General features: G+C 70.5%; 24 protein-coding genes. 13 read left to right on the top strand and 11 right to left on the bottom strand.

Going from position 1 to position 25192, the window contains the following annotated elements; translation table 11 throughout:
* Positions 1-8: 8 nt before the first annotated feature.
* Positions 9-581 carry a DUF4287 domain-containing protein gene (locus tag ACOEQ2_RS17200; protein ID WP_419729167.1) on the bottom strand — a complete coding sequence of 191 codons (573 nt, stop codon included), beginning with the start codon at positions 579-581 and terminating at the stop codon, positions 9-11.
* Positions 582-748: 167 nt separating this feature from the next.
* Here ACOEQ2_RS17200 and ACOEQ2_RS17195 point away from each other — a divergent pair, with 167 nt between their 5' ends.
* On the top strand, positions 749-1999 hold the full coding sequence (locus tag ACOEQ2_RS17195) for an MFS transporter (protein WP_419729166.1): 1251 nt from the start codon (positions 749-751) through the stop codon (positions 1997-1999).
* On the opposite strand, the gene ACOEQ2_RS17190 is transcribed toward ACOEQ2_RS17195, so the two are convergent.
* From ACOEQ2_RS17190 to ACOEQ2_RS17160, 7 genes are all read right to left on the bottom strand, one after another.
* Positions 1941-2714, bottom strand: a complete 774-nt coding sequence (locus ACOEQ2_RS17190) for an SCO family protein (protein ID WP_419729165.1) — start codon at positions 2712-2714, stop codon at positions 1941-1943. The genes ACOEQ2_RS17195 and ACOEQ2_RS17190 overlap by 59 nt on opposite strands.
* Positions 2711-4030, bottom strand: a complete 1320-nt coding sequence (locus ACOEQ2_RS17185) for a dihydroorotase (protein ID WP_419729164.1) — start codon at positions 4028-4030, stop codon at positions 2711-2713. Before ACOEQ2_RS17185 ends, ACOEQ2_RS17190 begins: the two co-directional genes overlap by 4 nt.
* Before the next feature lie 370 nt (positions 4031-4400).
* Entirely contained in the window at positions 4401-5267 is an 867-nt protein-coding gene (locus ACOEQ2_RS17180) for a restriction endonuclease (RefSeq protein WP_419729163.1), read from the bottom strand.
* Positions 5268-5338: 71 nt separating this feature from the next.
* Positions 5339-5656 (bottom strand): hypothetical protein, encoded by a 318-nt coding sequence (locus ACOEQ2_RS17175; protein ID WP_419729162.1) that lies wholly within the window; start codon positions 5654-5656, stop codon positions 5339-5341.
* A gap of 31 nt (positions 5657-5687) precedes the next feature.
* A complete protein-coding gene (asnB, locus tag ACOEQ2_RS17170) occupies positions 5688-7505 on the bottom strand; it encodes an asparagine synthase (glutamine-hydrolyzing) (RefSeq protein WP_419731263.1) in 1818 nt (605 codons plus the stop codon).
* The gene (locus ACOEQ2_RS17165) at positions 7505-8545 is read right to left on the bottom strand and encodes a glycosyltransferase (RefSeq protein WP_419729161.1); all 1041 of its coding nucleotides are present in this window, start codon (positions 8543-8545) and stop codon (positions 7505-7507) included. Before ACOEQ2_RS17165 ends, asnB begins: the two co-directional genes overlap by 1 nt.
* Positions 8542-9405 carry a glycosyltransferase family 9 protein gene (locus ACOEQ2_RS17160; RefSeq protein WP_419729160.1) on the bottom strand — a complete coding sequence of 288 codons (864 nt, stop codon included), beginning with the start codon at positions 9403-9405 and terminating at the stop codon, positions 8542-8544. Before ACOEQ2_RS17160 ends, ACOEQ2_RS17165 begins: the two co-directional genes overlap by 4 nt.
* Positions 9406-9529: 124 nt before the next feature.
* Between ACOEQ2_RS17160 and ACOEQ2_RS17155 the strand changes: the two genes are divergently transcribed.
* From ACOEQ2_RS17155 to lpxB, 3 genes are read left to right on the top strand one after another with little or no spacing between them, the layout of a single operon-like run.
* A complete protein-coding gene (locus tag ACOEQ2_RS17155) occupies positions 9530-10366 on the top strand; it encodes a YgfZ/GcvT domain-containing protein (RefSeq protein ID WP_419729159.1) in 837 nt (278 codons plus the stop codon).
* Complete coding sequence (hisI, locus tag ACOEQ2_RS17150; RefSeq protein ID WP_419729158.1) at positions 10363-10752, top strand: phosphoribosyl-AMP cyclohydrolase; 390 nt, start codon at positions 10363-10365, stop codon at positions 10750-10752. Before ACOEQ2_RS17155 ends, hisI begins: the two co-directional genes overlap by 4 nt.
* A 28-nt stretch (positions 10753-10780) precedes the next feature.
* Complete coding sequence (gene lpxB, locus ACOEQ2_RS17145; protein ID WP_419729157.1) at positions 10781-11911, top strand: lipid-A-disaccharide synthase; 1131 nt, start codon at positions 10781-10783, stop codon at positions 11909-11911.
* A 12-nt stretch (positions 11912-11923) separates the two neighbouring features.
* Here lpxB and ACOEQ2_RS17140 read toward each other — a convergent pair whose 3' ends face one another.
* Positions 11924-13204 carry a DEAD/DEAH box helicase gene (locus tag ACOEQ2_RS17140; protein WP_419731262.1) on the bottom strand — a complete coding sequence of 427 codons (1281 nt, stop codon included), beginning with the start codon at positions 13202-13204 and terminating at the stop codon, positions 11924-11926.
* 173 nt (positions 13205-13377) lie between these two features.
* Here ACOEQ2_RS17140 and ACOEQ2_RS17135 point away from each other — a divergent pair, with 173 nt between their 5' ends.
* From ACOEQ2_RS17135 to ACOEQ2_RS17095, 9 genes are all read left to right on the top strand, one after another.
* The gene (locus ACOEQ2_RS17135) at positions 13378-14004 is read left to right on the top strand and encodes a uracil-DNA glycosylase (protein WP_419729156.1); all 627 of its coding nucleotides are present in this window, start codon (positions 13378-13380) and stop codon (positions 14002-14004) included.
* Positions 14005-14066: 62 nt separating this feature from the next.
* Positions 14067-15539: a hypothetical protein gene (locus ACOEQ2_RS17130; protein ID WP_419729155.1), complete on the top strand. Its 1473-nt coding sequence runs from the start codon at positions 14067-14069 to the stop codon at positions 15537-15539.
* Positions 15529-17031: a hypothetical protein gene (locus ACOEQ2_RS17125; protein WP_419729154.1), complete on the top strand. Its 1503-nt coding sequence runs from the start codon at positions 15529-15531 to the stop codon at positions 17029-17031. The genes ACOEQ2_RS17130 and ACOEQ2_RS17125 overlap by 11 nt, the downstream gene beginning before the upstream one ends.
* A 40-nt stretch (positions 17032-17071) precedes the next feature.
* Complete coding sequence (locus tag ACOEQ2_RS17120) at positions 17072-17593, top strand: hypothetical protein (RefSeq protein WP_419729153.1); 522 nt, start codon at positions 17072-17074, stop codon at positions 17591-17593.
* An 11-nt stretch (positions 17594-17604) separates the two neighbouring features.
* Complete coding sequence (locus ACOEQ2_RS17115) at positions 17605-21240, top strand: tubulin-like doman-containing protein (RefSeq protein ID WP_419729152.1); 3636 nt, start codon at positions 17605-17607, stop codon at positions 21238-21240.
* 15 nt (positions 21241-21255) lie between these two features.
* On the top strand, positions 21256-21624 hold the full coding sequence (locus ACOEQ2_RS17110; RefSeq protein ID WP_419729151.1) for a peptidoglycan-binding domain-containing protein: 369 nt from the start codon (positions 21256-21258) through the stop codon (positions 21622-21624).
* Entirely contained in the window at positions 21625-22746 is a 1122-nt protein-coding gene (locus tag ACOEQ2_RS17105) for a PEGA domain-containing protein (RefSeq protein WP_419729150.1), read from the top strand.
* A gap of 15 nt (positions 22747-22761) precedes the next feature.
* A complete protein-coding gene (locus ACOEQ2_RS17100) occupies positions 22762-23703 on the top strand; it encodes an AEC family transporter (protein ID WP_419729149.1) in 942 nt (313 codons plus the stop codon).
* Between the two features lie 75 nt (positions 23704-23778).
* Positions 23779-24456 (top strand): DUF1796 family putative cysteine peptidase, encoded by a 678-nt coding sequence (locus ACOEQ2_RS17095; RefSeq protein WP_419729148.1) that lies wholly within the window; start codon positions 23779-23781, stop codon positions 24454-24456.
* On the opposite strand, the gene ACOEQ2_RS17090 is transcribed toward ACOEQ2_RS17095, so the two are convergent.
* A complete protein-coding gene (locus tag ACOEQ2_RS17090) occupies positions 24437-24742 on the bottom strand; it encodes a hypothetical protein (protein ID WP_419729147.1) in 306 nt (101 codons plus the stop codon). The genes ACOEQ2_RS17095 and ACOEQ2_RS17090 overlap by 20 nt on opposite strands.
* Before the next feature lie 48 nt (positions 24743-24790).
* On the bottom strand, positions 24791-25183 hold the full coding sequence (locus ACOEQ2_RS17085; RefSeq protein ID WP_419729146.1) for a flagellar basal body rod protein FlgC: 393 nt from the start codon (positions 25181-25183) through the stop codon (positions 24791-24793).
* Positions 25184-25192 lie beyond the last annotated feature (9 nt).

Here is a 25192-nt window from a genome sequence, read left to right as displayed (position 1 = left end):
ACCGACCGCTATGACACCTCCCACGCAGCGGCCAGAAGCGACCTCACGCCGTCATCGACGTCGGGGGGATGGGTCAAGGTCAGGCGGCTCTTGAGGCGATCCGACCAGGGCTCGCTTCTGGTCGGGGAAAGCAGCCCGGAGGTCCCAGGCGCCAGGGCCAGTCCGAGCACCGCGCCGCCAGACCTGACCGGACGGGCGGCTGCGAACTGCACCGTTCGGGACCAGGCGGTGAAGCCTTTTCGTGCCGTCCGGAGCGTCCCCTCGAGGGCGGAGGCGTGGGCGTCGATCGCATCCATCAAGGCCTTCGAGGCAGGATCGGACCAGAGCGCCTGGATCAGGGCCTGCGGATCGTCCCAACCCGCGGCATTGCCGAAAGCTTCCTTCAGAACCCACATGGCACGGTTCTGCAGGAGGCCGTGCTCAGCCTTCAGCCACGCCAGCCGCGACCGCTGGGTCGTCGCGGGACAGGAACGGGCGATCGCCACCCAGTCTGCCATCGGCCTTCCGGTCTCGCGCTCCAGGCCGTCGCGGACGGATGCAAACCACTTCTGCTGCCGGGGCGTCAGGTTCGGTTCGGGCATGGGCCGCTCCCCTGCTGGGATGACACGGTGCATGTCGGCCGCGCCTGCCGATGACGCAAGCCCCGACGGCGGAGACGGGAGGTGGCCCCCGTACCGGGGCACTGATTTGCCGCACTGCACCATATCAGCCTATGGAGGCGACGCCGGCACCCGAAGAGAGCACCGTCATGACCCACCATCCTGCCGCCGGGCGGCCCGTAGCCCCGGTGATCGCCCCCTACGGCCTTGGCTGGGCGATCGTCGCCCTGGCGGTCGGCGGCTTCGGGATCGGCACCGGCGAGTTCGCCATCATGGGGCTGCTGCCGAGCGTCGCCGGCAACCTCCGGGTCAGTGTACCGGAGGCGGGCTCGCTGATCAGCCTCTATGCCTTCGGGGTGGTGGTCGGCGCACCATTGATCACCGTGTGCTGCGCCACCATGCCCCGCCGCCGGCTGCTGATGGGCATGATGGTGCTGTATGCGCTTGCCAACATCGGCACCGCGCTGTCCCACCAGTACGCGACAATCGCCGTGTTCCGCTTCCTGAGCGGGCTTCCACATGGCGCCTATTTCGGCTGCGCAGCCCTGGTCGCAGCGTCGATGGTCGATCCCGGCCGGCGCGCCCAGGCAGTCGGGCGCGTGATGCTGGGCCTGACCCTCGCCACCATCCTCGGCGCCCCGCTCGCCGCCTGGTGCGGACAGATCATCGACTGGCACCTGGCCTATGGCGTCGTCGGGCTGATCGCGCTGCTCACCTTCGGGCTGCTCCGGGTGTTCCTGCCGCCGATCCCGGCCGCCGCGGGTGCCTCGCCTCTGACCGAGCTCGGCGCCCTGGCGAGGCCGCAGGTCTGGCTCGCCCTGGCGACCGGCGCGGTCGGCTTCGGCGGACTGTTCGCGGTGTACAGCTACATCACGCCGGCACTGATCCACGAGACCCACATCGCCCCTGCCCTGATGCCCGTGGTGCTGGTTGTGCTCGGGCTCGGCATGGCGGCCGGCAACACCATCGGAGCCACCCTCGCCGACCGCGCATTACGCCCCGCCATCGTCGGCTTCCTGATCTGGGACGGGCTCGCGTCGCTGCTGTTCGTGCCGGCACTGCCGCACTGGTGGGCGGTCGGTGGCGACGCCTTCCTGATCGGTTGCGGTGTGGCGCTGGCGCCGGCCTTGCAGACGCGGCTGATGGACGTGGCCGCCGATGCCCAGGCACTCGCTGCCTCGCTGAACCACTCGGCCTTCAACATCGCCAACGGCCTGGGCGCCGCCCTTGCCGGAGCGGCAATCACCGCGGGCCTCGGCTGGTCCTCACCCGGATGGGTCGGTGGCGTCCTGGCGCTGTGCGGCTTGGCGATCTTCCTGGTGTCGCTCGGGCTCGAGCGGGTCAGGCCGGCCGGCGCCGATGCAGCAGCACGAGGAGTGCCAGCACCAGCACGAGGGTAAGGCCGCCCATCAGGCGCAGCACCTTGAGGATGGCCAGGCTGTAGCGACCGGTCGACGGGTCGTAATGGAAACAGAGCAGCAGGATCGAGGGCGCCCGTTGGCCGATCGTACCGCTGCGTGCCTGCGCCAGCGCCGCCACGACTGCGCCCGGCTGGTAGCCGACGCCGAGCAGGTAGCCCGACACGATGGCATCCGGGGTCAGCACCACCAGCCCGGCCGGATGCAGGAACTGCTTGAGCGAGACGTCGTAGCGGCTGTGGTAGCCGACCGCCTGCTCGATCCGCTCGATCGACGCGGCGTCGGCGGTGGCGAAGTGCCAGCCCGACCCGGCATTCGGGAGCGGGTAGCGCGCGAGGTCCGCCGCCTTGGCCGCCGCCGCATCCCGGGCGCGCTCGGCCGGATCGATGCTGACGAACACCAGGCTGTAGTCGCGCGGCAACCGGAGTCCGCTATCCAGTAGCGCCTGGAACGCATCGTCTCGCACCACGCCGCACAGCGCCGGGCAGGCGAAATAGCCGAGCATCAGCAGCGTCGGCTTGTGGTCGACCAGATTGGCGAAGCGCGTCGCGTGGCCGGCCTCGTCGAGCAGAGGCAGTGTGGCTGGCACCTGCATGCCGAGGCGTTGAGTGTAGCCGATGCCCTCTAGGTCCGGTCCCGCTCCACCGACAACCAGTCCGAGGCCCAGCACCAGTGAGGCGCGAAGCCGCTGCCTCACCAGGCGAACCGGGCCAGCCTGCCGGAGGGCGGCCCCAGCACCGTGTCCTCGCGCATCACGGTCGTGCCGCGCAGGATCGTGGCGATCGGCCAGCCGGTGACCGCCATGCCGTCGAACGGGGTCCAGCCGGCCGGCGTCGCGATCCGGTCGTTGCTGATGGTGCGGCGCGCCTGCATGTCCACCAGGGTGAAATCCGCGTCGTTGCCGACGGCGAGGCGCCCCTTGCCCACCATGTTGTAGACGCGCGCCGGACCCGCCGCCATCAGGTCGACCAGCCGCGACAGCGACAGCCGCCCGGCATTCACGTGATCCAGCATCACCGGCACGATCGTCTGCACGCCGGTCAGGCCGGCCGGACACTCGGGCCACGGCTTCAGCTTGGCCGCCATCGGGTGCGGTGCGTGATCCGACGACACGGTATCGACCCGCCCGTCGCGGATCGCCGCCCAGCTCGCCTCGTAGTGCCGGCGGTCGCGGATCGGCGGGTTCATCACGGCCAGGCCGCCGAGGCGCTCGTAGCAGTCCGGCGCCACCTGGGTCAGGTGGTTGACCAGCACCTCGACGGTGGCAAGATCGCGGTAGTCCGCGAGGTAGTCGAGTTCCTCCGCGGTCGAGACGTGCAGGATGTGGGCCGCCCGGCCGGTCAGCCGTGCCAGCGCCATGATCCGCCGGGTGCCGAGTGCGGCGCACTCCTCGTCACGCCAGATGCGGTGGGTGTCGTACGGCATGCCGGTCGTGAAAAGGGGGCGGCGCTCCTGCAGCCGGTATTCGTCCTCGCTGTGGAAGGCGATCCGGCGGCGGCCGCTGCGCATCACCGCCTCGATGCCGGCATCGTCCTCGATCATCAGGTCGCCGGTGGAGCTGCCGGCGAACAGCTTGACCGCACACACGCCGGCCTGGGTCTCGTACTCGGCGAGGTCGGGCGTGTTCGAGCGGGTCGCCCCGACATAGAACGCGAAGTCGGTGTAGCTCTCCCGCGCCGCGTACTCCTGCTTCCAGGCCAGCGTGCCGGCGTCGGTGATCGCCGGGCAGGTGTTCGGCATGTCGAACACGGTCGTGATGCCGCCGAGCACCGCCGCCCGGGTGCCGGTCGGGATGCTCTCGATCGTGGCGTCGCCCGGATCGCGCAGATGCACGTGCGCGTCGATCAGCCCGGGCAGCACATGCAGGCCGGTGGCATCCAGAGTTTCCGCAGCCTCCGCCCGGCCGTCGACGCCGAGAGTCGCGATGCGCCCGTCCCGGACCCCGACATCGGTGCGCACCTCGCCCCAGGGCAGCACGCACACGCCGTTGCGGATGATCAGGTCGTAGCGCATGGGCAGGCCTCGTGGCGGCGGGAGGGACGCCCCAGACTACCGCCGCCACCGGCTCGCGGAAACCGGGGCTCGCGCCAGGCGCCGCCCCGGTTCATCGTCAGGCCGGCATCCACCCTCGCGTGCTCGACGCTGCGGGTGTCTTCCGCGCCCTCCCGGTCGACACGGTAGCCGATGCGCACGGTCGCACCTTGGCGCTGGAAAAGGTCTGCGATGGCCCGGCCGTTCCGGAATTGGCGCCGCTGACGAGGGCGGTCCTGCCCGCGGGCTTCGTGGTCGGTCTGCTCGGGCCGAAGCAAAAGCGAGCGCGCGCAAAAAGCGGCCCTCGTGCCGGTCGCACAAGGCGGTGCGGCCGCTCCGGCGAGGAACCGGGTCAGGCGGGAGCGAAATCGCGCAGCTGCTCGTGATGCAGCAGATGCACGCCGGTGCTCCGCGCCAGCTGCCGTGCCGCAGCGGTGAAGGGCGCGTTGGAGACCACGGCGGCCAGGTCGGCGCGCTGGTGCAGCCGGGCGGCGGCGACCTCCTGCACGGCGCCGTTGCCGACCGGGCGCCGATACAGCTTGCACTGCACGACCAGCGTCCGGCTGCCACGGCGGGCCAGCACGTCGGTGCCCTGGTCACCGCTCGCGCCCGTCACGCGGGTGTCCCAGCCCGACATCCGCAGCAGCATGGCGCAGTGACGTTCGTAATCGCCAGGCTGCATCAAGGGGTCGAACACGCGCGGATCGCTGGCCGGTCCCGACTGCGCGACGTCAGCAACGAAGGGCGCCGACGCAGCGAGTTCGAGACGCCGCTGGATCTCACGCCCGATCAACGGCCACTGGTCGGCGAGCCCGGCGGCGGCGAGGCGTGGCAGCAGTCGCGTGCGGCAGAAATAGGCCCGCTCGCGGTGCCACCTGGCTGGATCCGCGGTGCCGTACGCATCCACCGCCACCAGCTGCAGTTTCCGGATCTGCAGGGTGCGCCGCTGCGCCGTCAATTCCGATGTCGCGACATCCAGCGCCTGGCGATAACGCCGCCGACGTGTCCGACGGACCAGCGCACGACGCGCACCACGCGCAGCCAGTGGCGCGGTTCCGGTGAGCAGCAGCAGTGCCGCGATCTCCTCGAGGGCGATCGTGGTTGCAGCGTGTGCCCGGCTTTCCTGCTGGCGATATCGCGCAGGATGTGAAGCCGGATGCGCCGCAAGACCGATCGCCGGCGTCAGGAGCAGAAGAAAAAGCAAGGCCAGGCGCTGCATCGACGACACTCGGATCGGAATCCCGACACGGAGTCTCCATCATGCGACTCGCCGTGACAACCTCTGCAGGATCAGAGGTCGATCGGCACGAATTGCGCGAACAGCTCGGCCGTTTCGGGTAATTCGCGCAAGCTTGCATGGTCCGACACCGCCTCGAAGCGCTGCCACATCGCCAGGATCTCGGAATGGGTGTGGGCGATGGCGATCCCGCCAGGCTGCCACGCGAACACCTCGATCACGACGCCGTCCCGCCCGGTCATCGCCAGCGCCGGCCGCGTTGTCGCAAGCCCGAGGCGGCGCAGGGTCGGTACGTGGTCACGCACGAGTTGCAGAAGCGCCGGCTCGCATCCGGATTTGGCGCGAAACGCCACGATCACCATGTCGCCCATTCGCCGAACCTCCAGCCCCGGCCTCGGAGTTTCAGGTCGCCAGTGTTTCGAACACGTCGCCGGAGGGAAGCCTAGCCTGGATGTGGGTGCGGTGCCACAACGCGTAGAACAGCAGCGTCCAGGCGGCATGCTGCTCCCGCCTGCCAGCCGCATTGCGGAACAAGGCGGCCACCCGGTCCGGGGCGGCGATCTCGGCGACACCCGCCTGCGCCGACACCAGCGGCGCCAGCCGGTCGCCCTGGGCCGCGATCCAGGCCCCCACCGGCACGGTGAACCCCTGCTTCGGCGCGAACGGCTGGGCTGCCGGCATCTGCGTCTCGAGCCAGCGACGCAGCAGCCACTTGCCCATGCCACCACGCACCTTGAGCCCGTCGGGCAACCGGAACGAGGCCGCCGCGACGGCGGGGTCGAGCAGCGGCGTGCGGCCCTCGACGCCATGCGCCATCAGGCAGCGATCGAGCTTCAGCAGCAGGTCGTGCGGCAGCCACTCGGCGATGTCGGAGGCCTGTGCCGCGGCCAGCCGCGAGCGTCCGGTCGCACCGGATAATTCGGTCGCCGCGATGCCGCTGCGCCAGTCGCGACGACGCCCGCCGGCGACGTCCGGGCGCAGCACGCCGAGCCCGTCGAACGTGCCGTGCCGGCGCATCTGGCGTCCGCCGCGCCACCAGGGACGCATGGCACTTCGGTAGCGGCCGTAGCCTGCGAACAGCTCGTCGCCGCCCTCGCCGCTCAGGATCACCTTCACGTCACGGGCCGCGCGCCTGGCCAGCAGCCAGGTCGGGATGATCGCGTAGTCAGCGACTGGGTCATCGATGGCGGCGACGATCTCGGGCAGGTGCCGCCAGACCATCGACTCGTCGATGCGCAGCACCTCGTGCCGGGCGCCTGCCGCCTGCGCCACGCGCGCCGCCTGCACGCTCTCGTCGGCGGCCTCCGGCACGTCGAAGGCGGCGGTGAAGGCCTGCACGCGATCGTTGCCGAGCCGTGCCATCATGCTCAGCACCACCGCGCTGTCGATGCCGCCGGACAGGAACATGCCCGTCGGCACGTCCGCGCGCTGGTGCAGCGACACGCTCTCCTCGAGTGCCCGGTCTAGCCTGGCCAGCGCCGCGGTCTCGCCGATCTCCTCGGTGGGCCCCTCGGGAAGTGCGGGGATGCGGCTGCGATCGATCACCCGGCCGTTGGCGATGCGCAGCGTCTCGCCCGGCAGCACGCGGCGGATGCCGGGAAAGATGGTCTCCCGGCCGGTGGTGAATTGCAGCTGCAACAGCTCGTCGCGGGCCTCGGTGCGCAGGCCCCGCTTCACCAGCCCCGCCGCCAGCAGCGCCTGCGGTTCGGATGCGAAGGCGACGCCGCCCTCGAGCTCGGCGACGTAGAGCGGCTTGATGCCGAAGGGATCGCGCGACAGCGTCAGGTTGTGGGTGCCGCGCTCGTGGATTGCGATGGCGTACATGCCACGGAGCGCCTTGACGTAACGCTGGCCGTCGCGCAGCCAGAGATGCAGCGGCGGTTCGCAATCGCTGCCGCTGGCAAAGCGCACGTCGGGCAGGCCGCGGCGCAGCTCGAGGTCGTTGTAGATCTCGCCGTTCGCCACCAGGGCCGCGGGTCCGGCGAAGATCGGCTGGTCGCCGCCATCGAGATCGATGATCGCGAGCCTCGTGTGCACCAGCGCCACCCGCCCGACCATGGTGTGGCCGGCGCCGTCGGGGCCGCGATGCGCCAATGCTCGCACCAGCGCGGTCAGGCAGGCGCTGTCGAAGGTGGGGGCTCCGGCGTTGGCGGACGATCCGGCCTGGGATGTGGCATGGGCCGGCGCGTAGGCCAGGGCAAAGCCGGCGATGCCGCACATCAGCGCTTCTCCACGGTTGTCAGGAAGCGCCGCCACCGATCCAGCACCGGGCCGGCGGCGAAGTCGGCTTCGTAGCGGGCGCGGCCTGCTGCAGCCAGGCGGGCCGCCAGCGCACGATCCTCGAGCAGCAGCGCCAGCGCCTGGCCCAGCGCGATGGCGTCCTCGAGCGGCACCAGCAGGCCGTCATTGCCATGCACGATCAGCTCGACCGGACCCTGGGACGACGCCGCCACCACCGGGCGCGACGCGGAGAACGCCTCGATCACCACGTTGCCCAGCGGCTCGTGCCGGGATGGGCAGACCAGCACGTCCGAGGCTGCCAGCAGCCCGCCGGTGTTCTCGGCCCAGCCCGGCATGTGCAGCCGGTCTGCCACTCCTTCCGCGCGGGCCAGTGCCTCGAGAGCCGCCCGCTCCGGGCCCTCGCCGGCGATCAGAACATGCGCCTGGGGGATCCAGTGCATCGCCCGGATCAGCACGTCGAACGCCTTGTTGGCGTGCAGCCGCCCGAGCGCCAGCACCAGCGGCGCGGCAGGTGGCACCGTGGCGGGTCGTACGGGCTGTGCCGCCTCGAACTCGGCCGCGAAGTTGGGAAGGTGATGCACCTTCGACGGATCCCAGCCCTGGCCGACGATCCAGTCGACGATGCCGCGGGTGTTGCCGACCAGGTGGTCGCAGCGCGCGTAATTCGAGAGGTCGTAGAAGCCGCCGAGACGGCCGGCCAGCACCCAATCCCCGGATGGCGTGAGGCGGGCGGCGCGGTTCATCCAGGCGACGGTGACGCGCGGGCGGAAGCGACGCAGCACCGCCCCGAGCCGTGGCCGGGTCAGCAGGTCGAGCCCGCCGCCGAAGCCGAGCTGGACCGGCTCCAGGCTCCCTGCGCGCAGCCGCGCGGCACGGGCGGGATCGCGGCGGATCACCGGCAGCACCTCGATCGCCGGCGCCTCCGGGTTCGGCGCCGCGAGGGCGATCGTCAGACGCTCGTAGAACAGCTCGGCGCCGCCCGCCGCGGCACCGGCCATGACATGCGCGACCCGGGTCATGGCGCCGTCTCCGCCAGCAGCCGGAGCGCCGCCATTGCCGCCGCCTCGACGCTCAGGCCGGCGATCGGCGCCTCGCCTGCCGGTCCGGGCGCCACCACGAACGCGGTGTGGCGCCCGACCGGCGCGTATTCCGAGGCGCGGCTCGGACCGAACAGCCCGAGCGTCGGGATCCCGGCTGCGGCAGCCAGGTGCATCAGTCCGGAATCATTGCCGACATACAGCCGGCAGCGCTGCAGGCAGGCCGCCACCTCGGCCAGCGACAGCCGCCCGCGCAGGTCGACCGCCTCGTCGAGCCGGTCCAGCAGTCCCTGCGCCATCGCGTGTTCCTGCGCACCCGGTCCGGCCAGCACCACCGGCAGCGCGTCCGGCACCGCCTGCCGGATCGCCTCGAACAGCCCGGCGAACCGCTCCGCCGGCCACACCTTGCCGGACCAGTTCGCCGTCGGGCCAAGTGCCACCAGGGTGCGATCCGCGGGCAGCAGCGCATCCGCCCTCGCCCGGTCCGAGGCCGCGATCCAGACCACCGGCACCGGCGGCGGATCGAGCCCGAGCACGCCGCCGAGATGGATGATGCGGTGGCCGCTGCGTCGCCCGCCGCGCATGATCACCCGCCGGCGGGCCGGCAGCAGCAGCGTCACCGCCGAGCCGCGCAGGTCGATCGCCAGGTCCCAGCGGGTGCCGATGCAGGCGCGCCACAAGGTGAGCCAGTGCAGGTCGTGGCGCCGCTTCTCGACCACGAGGGTGCGGACGCGGCCCGGCATCCGCTCGAACAGCCCGGCCGCCACCGGACCGCAGGCGATGGTGATCTCGGGCGCCGGGACAGTCCGCAACAGGTGGTCGAGCAGCCCGGTCGACAGCACCGCATCGCCCAGCCTCGTCGCGGTGATGAACAGGATACGGGTCAGCTTCGGGCTCCGGCGGTGGCGGCCCTGTTAGAACCTTTCCGCAGTTGCCGGAAGCCGCCCGGTCGCCCAAGTTCCAGCCATGCTCAAGCTTGCCCATCTGCCCGCGCGTGCTGTCCTGTCGGTGTCCGGCGAGGATCGGATCGTCTTCCTGCAAGGACTGGTCTCGAACGATGTGGCGCTGGCCGGGCCTGGCCGGGCGGTCTGGGCGGCACTGCTGACGCCGCAGGGCAAATACCTGGCCGACTTCTTCATCTTCGCCGACGCGGATCGGTTGCTGCTGGATTGCGAACGCGAGCAGGCACCGATGCTCACCACGAAGCTGTCGCGGTTCCGGCTGCGCTCGAAGGTGGTCGTGGCCGAGACCGGACTGGCCGTCAGCGTCGCCTGGGACGGCACCCCGGCGTTGCCGCCCGATGCGATCGCGGCGCCCGACCCACGGCTCGCCGCTGCCGGGCTCCGCATCCTGTCGGCCGAGCCGCTGCAGTCCGAGGCCAATGCCGCGGAGTACGACCGCCACCGGCTGCTGCTCGGACTGCCGGACGGCACCCGCGACTGCGAGCCCGACAAGACCGTGCTGCTCGAGGCAGGCTTCGACGAGCTCGCCGGGATCTCCTGGACCAAGGGCTGCTACATGGGCCAGGAGCTGACCGCGCGCACCCGCTATCGTGGCCTGCTCAAGCGCCGGCTGGTCCCGGTGACGTCGGACGCCGCGCTGCCGCCGCCGGGCACCGTGCTGCTGCATGAGGGCCGCGAGGTGGGCGTCATGCGGTCATCGGCCGACGGGCTCGGGCTGGCGGTGCTTCGGCTGGATCATCTGCACGGCACGTTGGACTTCGAAGGCCGTACCCTGCAGGCCCGGGTGCCGGACTGGATGCAGCTGCCGGAGAAACCCGGCCAGCCGGATGCGCCGGCATGAGCGAGGCGGCCCTGCTCGACCAGGTCGCCTTCGATGCCGCCGGACTGGTGGCGGCCGTTGCCCAGCAGCACGATACCGGCGAGGTGCTGATGCTGGCCTGGATGAACCGGGAGGCGCTGGCGGAGACCTTGGAGACCGGCCGTGTCTGCTATTTCAGCCGCAGTCGCAACAGGTTATGGCGCAAAGGTGAGACGTCGGGTCAGGTGCAACGACTGGTCGAGCTGCGGCTCGATTGCGACGGCGACGCGGTGCTGCTGCTGGTCGAGCAGACCGGGGTCGCCTGCCATACCGGCCGGCGCAGCTGCTTCTACCGGGCGGCACGGGACGGCGCGCTGGTGAGCATCGCGGCACCCGACATCGAGCCCGCGCAGCTCTACGGCGGCTGACCCGGCGGTGGTTCCGACGATCTGGATCATGGCCGGCGAGGCCAGTGGCGACGTGCTCGGCAGCCGGCTGATGGCCGCCCTGCGGCGCGCCAGGCCGGAGCTGCAGTTCCGCGGCATCGGCGGCGTGCGGATGGCCGAGCAGGGCTTGCTCAGCCTGTTCCCGATGCGCGATCTCGCGGTGATGGGGCTGGTCGAGATCCTGCCCCGGGTGCGCAGCCTGGCGCGCCGTCTGGACCAGGCGGTGGCCGATATCGAGACGCGCCGCCCGGACCTTGTGGTCACAATCGACAGTCCCGGCTTCGCGCTGCGCCTGCTCAAGCGGATCAGCGGGCTCGGCATCAGGCGCGTGCATTACGTGGCGCCGCAGGTCTGGGCCTGGCGCGAGCACCGGGTGCGCGAGTATCCCGGCCTGTGGGAACGGCTGCTGTGCCTGCTGCCGTTCGAGCCCGCGTTCTTCCAGCGCCACGGCCTGGAGGCGCGCTTCGTCGGCCATCCGGTGCTGCAATCCGGCGCCGACACCGGCGATGCGGTTCGCTTCCGGGCGGTTCACGGCCTGGCACCGGAAGCCCCGGTGCTGGTGTTGATGCCCGGCAGCCGGCGCAGCGAGGTGCCGCGGCTGCTGCCGGTGTTCGGCCGCACGCTGTCGCTGCTCGCCGCGCGTGTGCCTGGACTGGTGCCGGTGGTGGTGGCGTCGCCGGTCGTGGCCGACATCGTGCTGCGCGCGGCGCGGCGCTGGCCGATCCGGCCGATCATCGTCACCGAGCTCGACGACAAGCACGACGCCTTCGCAGCCGCCGGTGCTGCCTTGACCAAGTCCGGCACCTCGACCCTGGAGCTGGCTCTGGCCGGTGTGCCGATGGCGGTCACCTACCGGGTCAACCCGCTGACTGCGGCGATCGCCCGCCGGCTGATCCGGGTGCCGCACGTCGCCATGGTCAACCTCCTGGCCGGTCGGCAACTGGTGCCCGAGCTGCTGCAGCAGGATTGCCGTCCGCAACGACTGGCGGAAACCGTCGAGGCGCTGCTGACAGACCACGCTGCGGCGGATGCTCAACGCGAGGGTTTCCACACCGTGCTGGCCAGCCTCTCGATCGGCGACGAAGCGCCCGCCGATGCCGCAGCCCGCGAGATCCTCAGCCTGCTCGACCAGCAGACCTGATCGGGGTCGACTTCAGGCCGCCATGGCAGCGGCCCGGGCGGCGTTCTTCTCTTCCTCGGTCCAGACCCTCTGCTCGCGCTTCTTCTGCGGCTTGACCTGCTTGACCGGGCCGCCGCCCAGCACGGGCGCACGCATGGTCGAGGTCCTGGCGGCTTCCGAATGCCACGGATGATCGGCCCGGACGGTCAGGGCGCGACCGATCTCCCGCTCCACATCGTGCAGCCAGGCGCGCTGCTCGACGTCGCACAGCGTGATGGCGACACCGCTGCGCCCTGCCCGGCCGGTGCGGCCGATGCGGTGGACATAGCATTCCGGCAGGCTCGGCAGGTCGTGGTTGATGACATGCGTCACCGTCTCGACGTCGATCCCGCGTGCTGCGATGTCGGTCGCCACCAGGACCTGCACGGCGCCGGTCCGGAAGGCGTCGAGCGCACGCTCCCGCTGGCCCTGCGACTTGTTGCCGTGCAGCGCCTCGGCGGCGATGCCCGCCTGGGCGATGAAGGCGCAGATCTCGCTGGCGATGTTTTTCTGCAGCGTGAAGACCACGGCCTGGCCGATCCCCGGCGTCTGCAGCAGCGCCAGCAACGCCGCTTTCTTGTCGGCCGCGTCGACGAACATCACCGACTGCTCGATCCTATCGATGGTGGTCGAGGGCGGGGCGATCTCGACCATGGCCGGATCGCGCAGCAGGCTCTCGGCCAGGCTTGCGATGGATTTCGGCATCGTCGCCGAGAACAGCAGCGTGTGCCGATCCTTCGGCAGGGTCGCCACGATGCGCTCGATCGGCCTGGCGAAGCCCATGTCGAGCATCTGGTCGGCCTCATCCAGCACCAGCGCCTCGAGTTGCGACAGGTCGCACAGGCCCTGATCGATCAGGTCCAGCAACCGCCCGGGCGCCGCCACGACGATGTCGACGCCATTCTCGAGCGCCTTGACCTGGTGGAGCTGGCTGACGCCGCCGAAGATCGTCGTCACGCGGAGCGGCAGGTGGCGACCGAAGCTCTCGAAGCCGGCGGCGATCTGGGAGACGAGCTCGCGCGTGGGCGCCAGCACCAGGATGCGGGCGCCGCGGCTGGGGGCCGGTCGCGCTGTTGCGGCAAGGCGATGCAGCAGCGGCAGCGCGAAGGCGGCGGTCTTGCCGGTGCCGGTCTGTGCCATACCGAGCACGTCGCGACCCTCCAGCAGCAGCGGGATTGACCGGGCCTGGATCGGGGTCGGGCTCGCATACCCCTCCTCGGCCAGCGCGCGCAGCAGGGCCGGCGCCAGGGCGAGCTCGGCGAACGTGATGGGCATGGGCAAGCGGCGCCTCCGGCGCTGAGTAGGGGCGCGCCTGGTCGGGCTTCGCTGTTCGGGCACGGACCTTTATCGGGGAATGCTGCACTGCGTCAACGCGGGCAACCGGGCGCTGCCCGGTTGTTCTTCACTGCCAAGTTGACCTACCGGACCGGCTGCTGAAGTTTGCGGCGATGACCAACACCCATGCCGTGCATCGCGACGATTTCCCCGGCTCGCTCGCCGACGCCGACGTCAGGCGTCGTCGCCTGGAGATGCTGAACCAGGCGCACGTCAAGCCGCTGGTCGATTACGTCCGGGAGGCCAGCCAGCGCGCGTCGGCCTACGTCCCGTACTTCGACCCGCTCGATGGTGGCATCGCGGCGCGCGTGCTGTTCCTGTTCGGAGCGCCGGGGCCCGGCACCTTCCCACCGCGCGGTTCCGGCTTCGTGAGCCGGAACAACAGCGATCCGAGCGGCAGGGCGACCTGGACGCTGATGCAGCAGGCCGGCATTCCGCGGAAGGACACGGTCTCCTGGAATACTGTCGCCTGGAGTTCCGGCGACAAGACGGGCAAGGCTGCGAACACCGCGGCCGCCGGCGAGCTGCGCAAGCTGCTGCCTCTGCTGCCGGAGGTTCGGGCGGTGGTGCTGGTCGGCAATTTCGCACGCGACTTCGCGGGCCCGATCGTCAGGCAGACCGAGCTGAAGATCTTCCATACCGTGCAGACCGGCGCGCAGGCCGAGCACGGTCCTGACACCCGCGAACGCTGGCTCAAGATCCCCGAGATCTGGCGCAAGGCCTGGGAGCTGACGGCCTGAGCCCGCTTGCTTGCGTCGCCCGGACCGCACGCTAGATTTGCCTGAGCCGACAGGACCAAAGCGTGCAGCAGGCGTCGCCCGACACTGACCCGATGGGTCACGCCACCAAGGACTCGACCACCCAGGATTGGGCGCTCCCCGGCCCGTTCGGGATCGAGCGCTGGCACAGGATCGGCACCCGCTTCAGCACGCTCGATACCGGCCGCGACACGATCGCGCTGCCGACCGACGCGGTGACCATCGAGCGCCTGGCCGCACGGACGTCCGGCTGCGCGCATCCCGGACCGTTTCCGAACGCCTTCAGATTCTGTCCGGATTGCGGTGCGCGGCTGTCCGATCCGCCGGTCGGTGCGGCCGCCGAACTCTGGTCGCCGCCGTTCGGAGCGCCGGACGGGCTGCCGAGCCTCGACGAGCGCCGATTGCCCGACGCCGCGACCCATCAGGAGATCGAAGCGCCGGCCTCCGCCGCCCTCGGCTTCGCGGTCGCCGGGACACCGCCGATGCTGCTCGCCTGCGATCGTGCCAGCGGCTGGATCAGCGCCTGGTCGGAGGTGGACCGGCACTGGATCAGGCGGGTCCAGATCTCGGCCTGCCTCGCGCTGCCGGGCTGGAGCTGGTCGGCCTCCGCCACCGCCCGGGGACTGGCGCTGCCGACCGATCGCGGGCCGGCATGGATCGACCTCACCCGGCCGCTCTCCGCGCCGGTCACGATGCTGGGGGGCGCCGAGCCGGTGGGTGGTGCGGTCCTGCTGCGCGACCATGTGGCGCTGCCGGTGCGGGTCGGCGGCATCCTGGCGCTGGGCCTGCTCGACCACGCCGCTGCAGCACCCGCATGGCGGACGCTGCCGATACAGGACGGCCCTCCCGCCGGAGCCGGCCCGCTCGCCGCTCCGGTGGCCGCCGCAGACCTGGCGAGCTGGTGCGGTCCAACCGGGCACCTGACGGTGCAGGCCACCGCCGACGGTCCGGTCGCACGCTGGCGGCCATGGCGGGACGGGCTGCAACCGCTGCCCGGCGTCAGGCCGCTGATGGAGCGCAACGGCACGCTGCACCAGCTTGCCCGGCTGGATCCGGCGACTTTGGTGCTGGAGAGCCTGGCAGCACCGGGACAGGTGCCGGAACGGCGGGTCGCGCGCGGCTACGCGGTCGGCACCGGGCGGGCGGTGTTCCGCGAGAACGCGCGGCTGCGGCTGCCCTGGGATCAGCGCGAGGCGGCGGAATACCTGCTGCCGGACGACAGCTTCCTGGCGCCGCTGCTCGCCTTCGACGAGGACCGTTACCTGCTCGCGGTGTGCGATGGCCGGGCCGGGCTGGCAGCGTTTCTCGGCGATCCCGGCGCACCCGACGATCCCGAGCGGCTGCATTCCTGCGTGCTGCATGTCAGCCGCGGTCCGCGCTCGCTGCAGCCGTTGGACTGCGTGCTGCGGGCCCGCCACGCCTGGGACCTCTCGGTCGTGATCCATGCCGGCTGGCTGCTCGTGCATGGCGCGGTGGAGAACCGGCTGCATCGCTGGCGGCTGCACGATGCGCCCTGAGCTTGCCCGCGCACTCCTGCTGGCGTTGGTCCTGCTGGCGTCGGCTCTCCTGGCGCCGGGACGGGCGATCGCGCAGGTGACCTCGGTGTACCTGATCCAGAATTCCGGCTGGATGGAGCCGTTCTATGTCGACCCGAACGCGCCGTTCCGGCCGCTGCTGAACGCACTGGTGGCGGCCTCGAACGCCGGCGGCGCGGTGGTGATCGCCGATTTCGACCAGGACGGGCAGATTCCCGGCCGCCATTCGCCGCACGTCGATTACCGCGGGCCCGACGATGGAGCGGCGATCGCCCGCGCGATCGCGGCCATCGACCTGCCGGTGCAGCCGAACGGCCGGCTCACCGACGCCGATTTCGACGGCGCCCTGGTGCGCGGCATCAACACCATCCTGGACGGCCATCCCGGCATCATCTGGCTGGTCACCAACAACCGGAACTCACCCAACAACAGCCAGCGCGTCGACGAGAACACCGCCGATTTCGCCCGTCGCCTCGGCTCCAGCCCGTCGCTGCCGGTGATCGTGTCCTATCCGGTGCGGATGCCGGCGCAGGGTCGGGAATATTCGGCGACCGGGCTGATCGTGTACGGCATCGCCTATGGCGAGACGGCCGGGGCCGAACTCCGCCGCCTCACCCAGGCCCCGGCCTTGACCCGGCTGTTCAGCGACCCGGCGGTGCAGTTGAAGCCGCTCGACCAGGCGCCGCTGGTGTTCACGCCCGAAGCCACCACCACCCCCGGCCTCGCGGTCAGCCGCACGCCGGACGGGCGGCTGCGCATCGAGGGCGTGCCGGGCGGGCGGGCCTCGTCGGTCGAGATCACCGGCACGCTGCGCTCGGACTACTACCCGCACGTGATCGACCAGGCGCAGGTCTCGCTGCGCTGGCAGAGCCTGGACCGGCTGCCCGGCCAGGATGTGGCGGCCGCGCCGCTGCTGCAGGGGTCGATCGAGCCGTCGGTGCTGCACCGGGTGGCGCCGCGCGACGTGCTGCAGGACGTGCGGATCCGGCTCGACGTCCCGCGCATCGATCGGTCGCCGGGCCTGGCCGGCTGGCTGCAGCACGATGTCAGCCTGCACGGCACGCTGGCGATCGACCTCACCGGGCTGTCGCTGTCGCTGCAGGACGGGTTCGTGGCCAAGATGTCGCAGATCGCGGCCCTGGATCAGCTCCCGGCGGTGTTCTTCGACAACCGCCAAGTGCGTGCTGCCTCGGCCACGCTGCCGATCACGTTGGTGGTTCATTTTTCTGCCGTCCCGCTGATCCTGGCGCTGCTCGGCCTGTTCGGGCTGCTGCTGGTGTTGGCACTCCTGCTGGTGCTGCTCCGGCATGAGCGCGAGCATACGGTGTCGCTGGGCGGCCAGATGCGTCGGGTCCGACTGCGGCCGTTCCAGTCGCGCACGGTAGCCCTGCCGGATGGCCGCGTGTTCAGCGTCCGCGGCAGATCGGTCGGACCGCCCGCGGTCACGGAACGGATGCCGGCCGAACCGCGCTGACATACTCTCGACACTCGATCCCGCCCACGCTCAGGACGCCATGACCGACCCGTCGCACACGCCGTCCAGCCCACCGTCGGATTTCAACATCCGGCCACCCTCGGACGCCGCGCCGGCGCCGGCGGTCGTCAGCCCGCCTGCAGCGTCCGGGCCAGCCACGGCGACGGGCACCGGAACGGGCACGGGCACGGGGACACCGATCACCGCCGCCGGCCTGCCGGGAGACGCGCAGGGATTAACCAGCACCGGTGCAGTGATCGGAGTGGCGATCCTGCTGGTGCTCGCGGTGGCGATCTTCCTCGTCCGCGGCGCGGTGCGCACACACCTGATCGCGCAACGCGCCTCGCCCTCGGCCGCAGGCAACGCAGGTTGGGCGCTGTTCGCCTTGCTGCTGTCGCTGTCGGTGCTGATCGTGTTCGGGCTGCTCGGTGGGCTGTGGTCGGTGCTCGCCTTCACGATCCCGCTCGGGCTGCTGATCGTGGTGACCCTGGCGCTGTTCCTGGTGCTCTACCGAACCGCATCGACCGGCCGGTCGCGCGGTCGCCGTCCCGCGCGACGCTGAGAGGGACCCTCATGTCATCCACCCAATCCCAGCCGCCTGCCCCTGCCGCGCAAGCCGGCGCCGATGATCGCCCGGTCGCGCGTCGCGTGCAGCCGACCTTGTTCGTGGGCCTCGGCGGCACCGGCATGCAGATCCTGCTGCGGTTGCGCCGGCGCATCCTGACGGGCGATTGGAACGGCCGGCGCCTGGATGATCTGTCGCGGTTCCCGATCGCCTCGTTCGTGTACTTCGACACCGACCTGCGCACCGCGATCGAGAGCGACCGCCAGCAGGCCGCCGACCCCCTCGCCCGCATCGTCGCGTTCCGCGAGAACGAGCGGCTGCAACACGCGGTCGACGTCAAGCGATACGTGAAGGATCTCGACCGTTACCCGCTCATCGCCGACTGGCTGCCGGTCGCGGACTTCTCGCTGATCAACACCGAGAAGGGTGCCGGCCAGGTCAGGGCGATCTCGCGGCTGCTGTTCTTCGATCAGTTCCGCAAGCTGGTCGACCTGCTACGCGAACGCAGCGACGGGTTGTTGCGCAGCGTCGGGCGGCAGGACGACCTGGCGCACCTCAACCTCGAGATCGAGAACCGGCTGCGCGTCGTGGTGGTGTGCTCGGCGGCCGGTGGCACCGGTTCGGGCAGTTTCATCGATATGGGGCTGGCGCTGCGCTCGCTGATCCACCCGGCGCCCACCGTCGATCTCGTGCTGCTGCTGCCCGGCGGCTATCACGACCACCAGCGCCAGCGGGTGAACGCCAACGGCTATGCCGCACTCATGGAACTCGAGCACGCGATGCGGCCGAACCCGTCGCCACCGTTCGTCGAGCAGTGGGCCGATCACCAGGGACCGCTGCCGAATATCGCGCCGTACGACGACGTGTACCTGCTCGACACCCGCAACGTTCTCGATGACGGGCTCGAGCAGGTCGGCGATCTGTACGACATGGCGGCCGACATCCTGTTCGAGGATTTCGGCACCAGCGAGTTCGCCGCTGCCAAGCGTTCGATCGCCGTCAACCAGGCTCAGCACAAGCTCGATAACTACGAGCCACCCTTGCCGGCGCATCTCGGCCGGCAATCCTTGCGCTACAGCCAGCTGTTCTCGAGTTTCGGCCAGGCGACGATCGACACGAAAAGCCGCGTCGCCGTCGATACCGCGGTGGCCGAGACGTCGAAGCAGATGCTGATGGCGTATTTCAACGTCGCGTTGGAGGATTCCGGCCGGCTGCCGACGCCGGCCGAACGCGACGACTTCCTCGACCGGCAGTTCTACCTGCAGCCGAACGCATTCCATCACGTCCTGCCGGGTGCGGAGGATGTCTCGACCATCAACGAGCCCTTCCTGGTCGACAAGCTTCTGGAGAACGACACCGGCCAGTCGGTGCTGGCCGAGATCGATCGCGACCTGCTGGCGACGTACCAGTCGGAGGGGTTCCAGACCGCCGACCCGCACAACCTGCCGACGCTGGTGCTGCGCGAGTTCGAGCAGCGCCACGAGGACGTGCTCGGCAGCATCAGGCACAAGACCGGATCGGGCCTCGCCGCCGACCGCATCCTGGCGACCCGCCAGCGCATCTCTGCAGACCGTCGCGGGTCCGGACCGGACGGATTGCGCGCCGTGCTGTACGACTATCTCGATCAGCGCGATCGCGGTGGCCTCGACTACACGATCCGGTTGGTCGAGGACGCCAAGCTGCAGATCGAGCACGAGATCGTCCGGCTCGACGACGTGGAGGCGCGGTATTCGGCGCGTGCCGGCGACACGCAGCGGCGTTTCGAGCAGTCGCTCGACAATCTTCGTGAGGCTGTCAACCGGCGTTTCCCGTTCGGGCCGGACCGGAAGGCGGCGGAGCGATACCTTGAGCATCTGCGCCAGGAGACCAGCTACTACCTGGCGATGCAGCTGCGCCGGCAGGCGGCCGTGGAAGCCAGGCAGTTCCTGCGCGAGATGTCGGAAACGCTCGGCACCCGTCGTGGCCAGGACGCGGACGGCAACAAGCTGTGGGACGGCGCCGTCGCCGAACTCGTGCAGGGACGCGTGCTGGTACGCCAGACGCTCCGCGAGTTCGACACCGAGATCGGGCTGCTGCGCGAGGCGGTGTCACGTCGTGATGCCGGAACCTATGTGGTGCTGCCTGCCGCCGATATCGAGGCGCGCGCGATGCTGGGCAACAACGCGGAGGAAACCCAGCGCTGGGCGGAGGAGATGTTCCGCGACGAGGGTGGCTCGCGGAAACTGTTCCCGATCCTGCGCGACGACATGCAGCGCAGCATCCTGCTCAACCGGCTGCGCGGCTTCAGCCGGCTGCAGCTGGCGCCGCGGGCGAACGCGCTCCGGTCGGCGCAATCGATCCTGCTCGACATGAGTGCGCGCGACCGCATCGCGTTGTTCCAGCGTGCGATGGTGCGCGCGATGCCGTGGCTCGACGCGTCGTTCGACCATCTCGGCGGCGGCATCGCGATGGGTCCGCGCTACACGCTGCTGATCGCGGTCGACGACAAGGAGGAATTCGAGCGCAATTTCCGCGCCGAGATCGAGCAGGTGGTGCCGACCGGAAGGCTCGGCATGGGCCCGCCGCAATATCTCAATTCCGGCCTGCGTGACCGCATCCTGATCTATTGCGAGCTGAGCGGCATCCCGCTCGACAGCATCGATCCGCTGCGCACCGAATGGCGCATCAGCTACCAGCTCGAGCAGAAGAAGCCGCTGCCGCTGCACACGCACCGGCAGAGCGAGCGTTTCCCCGATCCGGTGGTGCCGACCACCCGTGAGATCGAGGAGATGCGCCGCAACATGGGGCTGTTCATCCGCGGTGTCGCGTACGGCGTCCTGGTGCGCGGCACCCGGCCCGGCCAGCCGTACCAGATCGATCTCGGCGGCGGCGACTGGGGCGATGCGGGCACCGAGCGCATCATCCGGACCAGCGGCTTCTCGCGCCATCGCGACAAGGTGCAGGCGCGGATCGAGGCGTTCGAGCGCGAGCTGGCGCCGGTGCAGGTGCTGGCGGCGAGCGCGCTGCTGGCCTGGACCGGCGAGCGTGTCTATGCGGCCCGGATGGCCCGCATCGGCCCGACCCAGACCGACCGCATCCCGGGCATCGTGCAGACGGTGGCGCTGGAGTTGTCGCGAATGTTGCGCGACCGGTATGCGACCATGGAGGGAGCGGCCGGCGGCTCCGATGCCGACGCGCTTTACGACCGGCTGAAACGCAGCATTCCGGATTGGACCGAAGCGCTGGCCGGAAGTGCCGCCGATGCCGACCCGCACGACGCCAACCGCGATCCGAACGACCAGCCCGAGTTCCGCGCCGTGGACAAGCGCCGGATCGTGGCCGAGCGCTTCCGGCCGGACGCGCTGCAACCGCTGGCGAGGGCAGCTCCCCCGGCAACGCTGCCGTTCGCGACCACGGGCGCGACCGCGGGCGCGACCGCTGGCGCGCAGCCGGCGTGGCACCTGGCGATCGCCAGACAGCTCTCGGGGCCTTTCACGGAAGCGCAGCTGGCAAGGCTTGCAGCCCAGGGCTCGCTCAAGGAGGGCACCAACGTGCGGCGGCTGGGGAGCACCCTGTGGCAGCGCGTGCGCGATGTGCCCGAACTGCTCGATCTGCTGCAGGCCGGCCTGCCGGACGATGAGGACGCGCTGCCGGATGACGAATGACCCGGTGCCGGCCGGATGACGTGGCGCGCGCTGCCGCTTGTTGCCGTGCTGCTGTGGCCGCTGCCGTCGGTGGCGCAGGACGATCCCGGCCAGGGAATGCCGGTGGACGAGCCACGGCCGGAGCCGATGATCTACGACCTGCAGCTCAACCTGCAGCGGCTCGGCTATTTCGGCGGCACCGCGGACGGGCTGCATAGCGACGGCCTGCTGCGCGCGCTGCTGGCGTTCGAGCGGGACGAGCAGGTGTCGCCCGAGGCCGAGCCGACGCCGGAACTGCTGCGGCTCAGCAGTGCGGCGATTTCGCGCATCCCGTCGGGCGGTGAGTGCGCCGACGCGGGCGCAGCCGTACCCGGCACATCGGTGGCCTGCGGCAGCATCCGCTAGATGGCACTGCCGCCCGCCTGGACGCCCGGACCTTGCGCCACGTGTGGTGAGCTGCTTCAGGGCGTGGTGCGGTTCTGTCCGTTCTGCGGCATCCCGCAGCAGACACCAGCCCGTTCGGTATCCGCTTCGGCCGGCCTGCACGCCGCCGGGCACGCCGCCGGGCCTGGCATGGCGCCACCCCCACAGCCACCTCGTCCACCGCCCTCGCCGCCCGTGCCGCCGGCAGCCACGCGACCCACACCGGGCGCCTCGCCGCTACCGCCGCCACTGCGCGCCGTGCCGCCGCCTCCGCTCCCGCCGGTCCCGCCGCAGGCGGTGCCCCGCCCGCCACCGCGCATCCTGACCCCGGCCGAGCGCCGGGCCCGTCGGGAGGCGCTTCGCAAGCTGGTGCTGGCGGCCATCATCCTCGGCTGCGGGGGCGTGCTGTGGCGCCACCTGGCCGACGGTCCGCACGCGACCCTGATCGTGCATCTGGCGCAACCGGCGGATGGCGCGCTGACCATCGATGGTCGCACCGGGGCGAGCGTGGACGCGCCGGTGCGTGTCGCGCCCGGCCGGCACGTGATCGGCTTCAAGGCGCCTGATTGGAGCACCGAGGCCGAAAGCGTGCGCGTGCGCGATGGCGAGACCCGCCACATCGAACTCGCGCCGGTGCCGCATCGTGCCACGCTGACCCTCGACAGTGTCCCCGCCGGCGCGCGGCTGACGATCGGCAACCGGCGGATCGGGCATGCGCCGGCGAGCCTGGCACTTGCGCCCGGGCGGGCCAGGGTGATCGCGGCATTGCCGGGCTACCAGACGCTCGACCAGGAGATCGTCCTCGGACCGGGGGAGCAGCGGCGCCTCAGTCTGACACTGCAGGCCGAGCCGATGCAGGTCGTGCATCTGGTGGCACTGCCTGGCTTCTGGACGCAGCCGGTCATTCTGGCGCATGGCGACCGCTTCACGCTTCGCCTGTCCGGCCGGGTCCGGTTGCGCAACGGCGGCCGGGTTTTCCTGCTGGAGGGCGGCAACCCTGCCGACCTCGGCGCGCTCGACGACACCAGCCTCTCCTTCTCCGCGGTGGATGCGGCCCCGGTCGCCCTCGACCTCATCATCCACAAGGCCGGCAGTCCCGGCTGATCGGCCGCCACCTCCATGCACGCCGTCCTGTCCATCCTGCTGCCGATCTTCGGCCTGATTTTGCTCGGCTATGGCTGCGGGCTGAAAGGCTGGCTCGGGGCCGGCGCCACCGACAGCCTGAATCGCTTCGTGGTCCGGCTGGCGCTCCCGGCGGAGCTGTTCCTGAGCATGGCCGGGGTGAGCCGCACCCAGATCGACCATCCGGCCTTCCTGGTGGCGTTCGCGGGCGGCATGCTGGCGACCTGTGCCGTGGGCTTCCTGCTGGATTGGCGGCGGCCGGCGATGCGGACCCACCGGATGGCAGGCGCCACCATCGAGGGGCTCGCCGCCGGCTACGCCAATACCGCCTTCATCGGCATCCCGCTCTGCCTCGGCGTGTTCGGGCCTGCCGGGCTGCCACCGGTGGTGCTGGCGACGCTGCTGACGGTGTGCGCGCTGTTCGCCCTGGCGATCGCGCTGGTGGAACTCGACCTGCAGGCCGGCGACGGGGCCGGCGTGCTGTGGCGCGTGGCCGGTGCGGTGCTCCGCAATCCGCTGGTGGCGGCGCCGCTCGCCGGCATGCTGGTGAATGCGCTCGGCGTCGGCGTGGACGCACCGGTGCTGCACCTGTTGACGCTGCTGGCAGGTGCCGCCAGTCCCTGCGCGCTGGTGACCATCGGGCTGTTCCTGGCAGAGACACGGTCGATCCCGGCGAGCGGCGTCGCGGTCGCGAGGGTGGTGGCACTGAAGCTGCTGCTCCAGCCGGCGATCACCGCAGCGCTGGCCTTCGAAATACTGCGACTGCCGCTGTTGTGGGCGCAATCGGCGGTGCTGATCAGCGCGCTGCCGATCGGCACCGGGCCGTTCATGCTGGCCCGGCTCTACGACCGCGAGGCGGGGATCGCCAGCCGCGCCACATTGATCTCGACGGTGCTGTCGCTCATCACAGTATCGTTGCTGCTCGCCTGGATTACCTGATGTGAACGGTTGAACTCTTGTCCGAATATCACCCCGGATGCTACCCGCACTAATTGCGTGCATGCGAGGTCATCGATGTTCCGGTTCGTCTCCCTTGGGTGCGATTGTCAGCCGGCGCACCAGATCAATCTTATCCAAAATGCGAGTGCCGCTCATTTTTTCGACTGGCTCGGCTCCCCGATCGCCGGGGTGAGCAGCCTGATCGGCGCCGACTTCGACGGCGTGCTGCAGGCGAAGAACCTGCATCCCTATGTGCGAGAAAACATAGTCTATGCCGTGATCGACACGAAGTTCGGCCTCGATTTCAGCCACGATTTCTCCCGCCTCGACCAGGAGAACATAAAGCGCGTGCAGGACATCTATGGCCTGCGGGCGCGCTGGTTCGCGGACTTGTTCGATGAGGAAAATCCGCCGACCTATTTCGTCCGGCGCTCGGATATTCGCGACATCGACAACAGCGACGACGCTGCGATCAGGCTCCTGGCACAGCTGCAGGAACGCCGGCGTGATGTGAGGATGTTGTATCTTCACGACGACTACACGCGGCCGCCGGGTTTCGCGCCAGGGTTCCGCAGCGCCTATCTGCCGCAGCCGCAGCCCTTCCACTGGCACGGGCTGCAACCGGCCTGGAGCGACGCCCTGAAACGCGTCGCGCTGGAGCCCTATGCCGGCGACGGGGATGCGTTTCCGCTGCCGAAGCGTCGACCGAAATTCGGCGACGCCCGCACCTCGGTTACGGCGAGTTCCGGCTGAGCATCCGCTCCACCAGGGCCTGCCACTCGACATCCAGCGGCCCGGTCGCGACCGGCCGTCCGGCCCGCCGATACCAATAGGCAGCGTTAACGGCGTCCCCCTCCTGGCGATGCAGGTAGGCATGAACCTCGCACGCCTCGGGGCCGTCGTCGCCCTGCGCCACCTCGTGAGCCGCGTCCCAATCGCCGCGCCCGCCGTGCCAGAGCGCACGCAGCGGCGGCGACAGCCCGTCGGGTGGCGCGGTGTCCGACAGGGTGTCGCGGAAGGCGGCGAAGGTCATGCTCATGCATCGGAGATAGTCCCGATGCCGGGCCGCGTCATCCCTCGGCGGCGGTTACGTCCTGATGTCGAGCACCGCCTGCATCATGGCGTCACCCGCGCTGACCGCCTTCGCGGAGAACTGGAACTGCGCCAGCCCGTAGATCTGCTGGCTCGTTTCGGTGACCGGATCGACAGTCGGCACCGCGACCATTCCCGAGCTGTCGGCATACGAGGCGGAGGCGTCATAACCACGCGACGAGGACGGGGTCACCGCCTGGGTTGTGGCCGTGGTGCCTCCGGCGCCCAGGCTGGACTGGTCGACACGCAGCGGCTGGTAGGCAGCGGTCCCTGCGGACGCCCCGCCCGGCGCGCCGTCGCTCTGCATGTTGGCGACGTTCGCAGCACCGGTCGACAGCCTGAGTTCGCCGGCGAGCATCCCCGACGCGGCAACAGACGTGATGTCCATGCTTGGCAC

The sequence above is a fragment of the Lichenicola sp. genome (assembly GCF_965198575.1).
Taxonomy (GTDB): Bacteria; Pseudomonadota; Alphaproteobacteria; order Acetobacterales; family Acetobacteraceae; genus Lichenicola.
The sequence above is the reverse complement of the archived record's forward strand: the minus strand, read 5'-3'. Positions and strand labels throughout refer to the sequence as shown.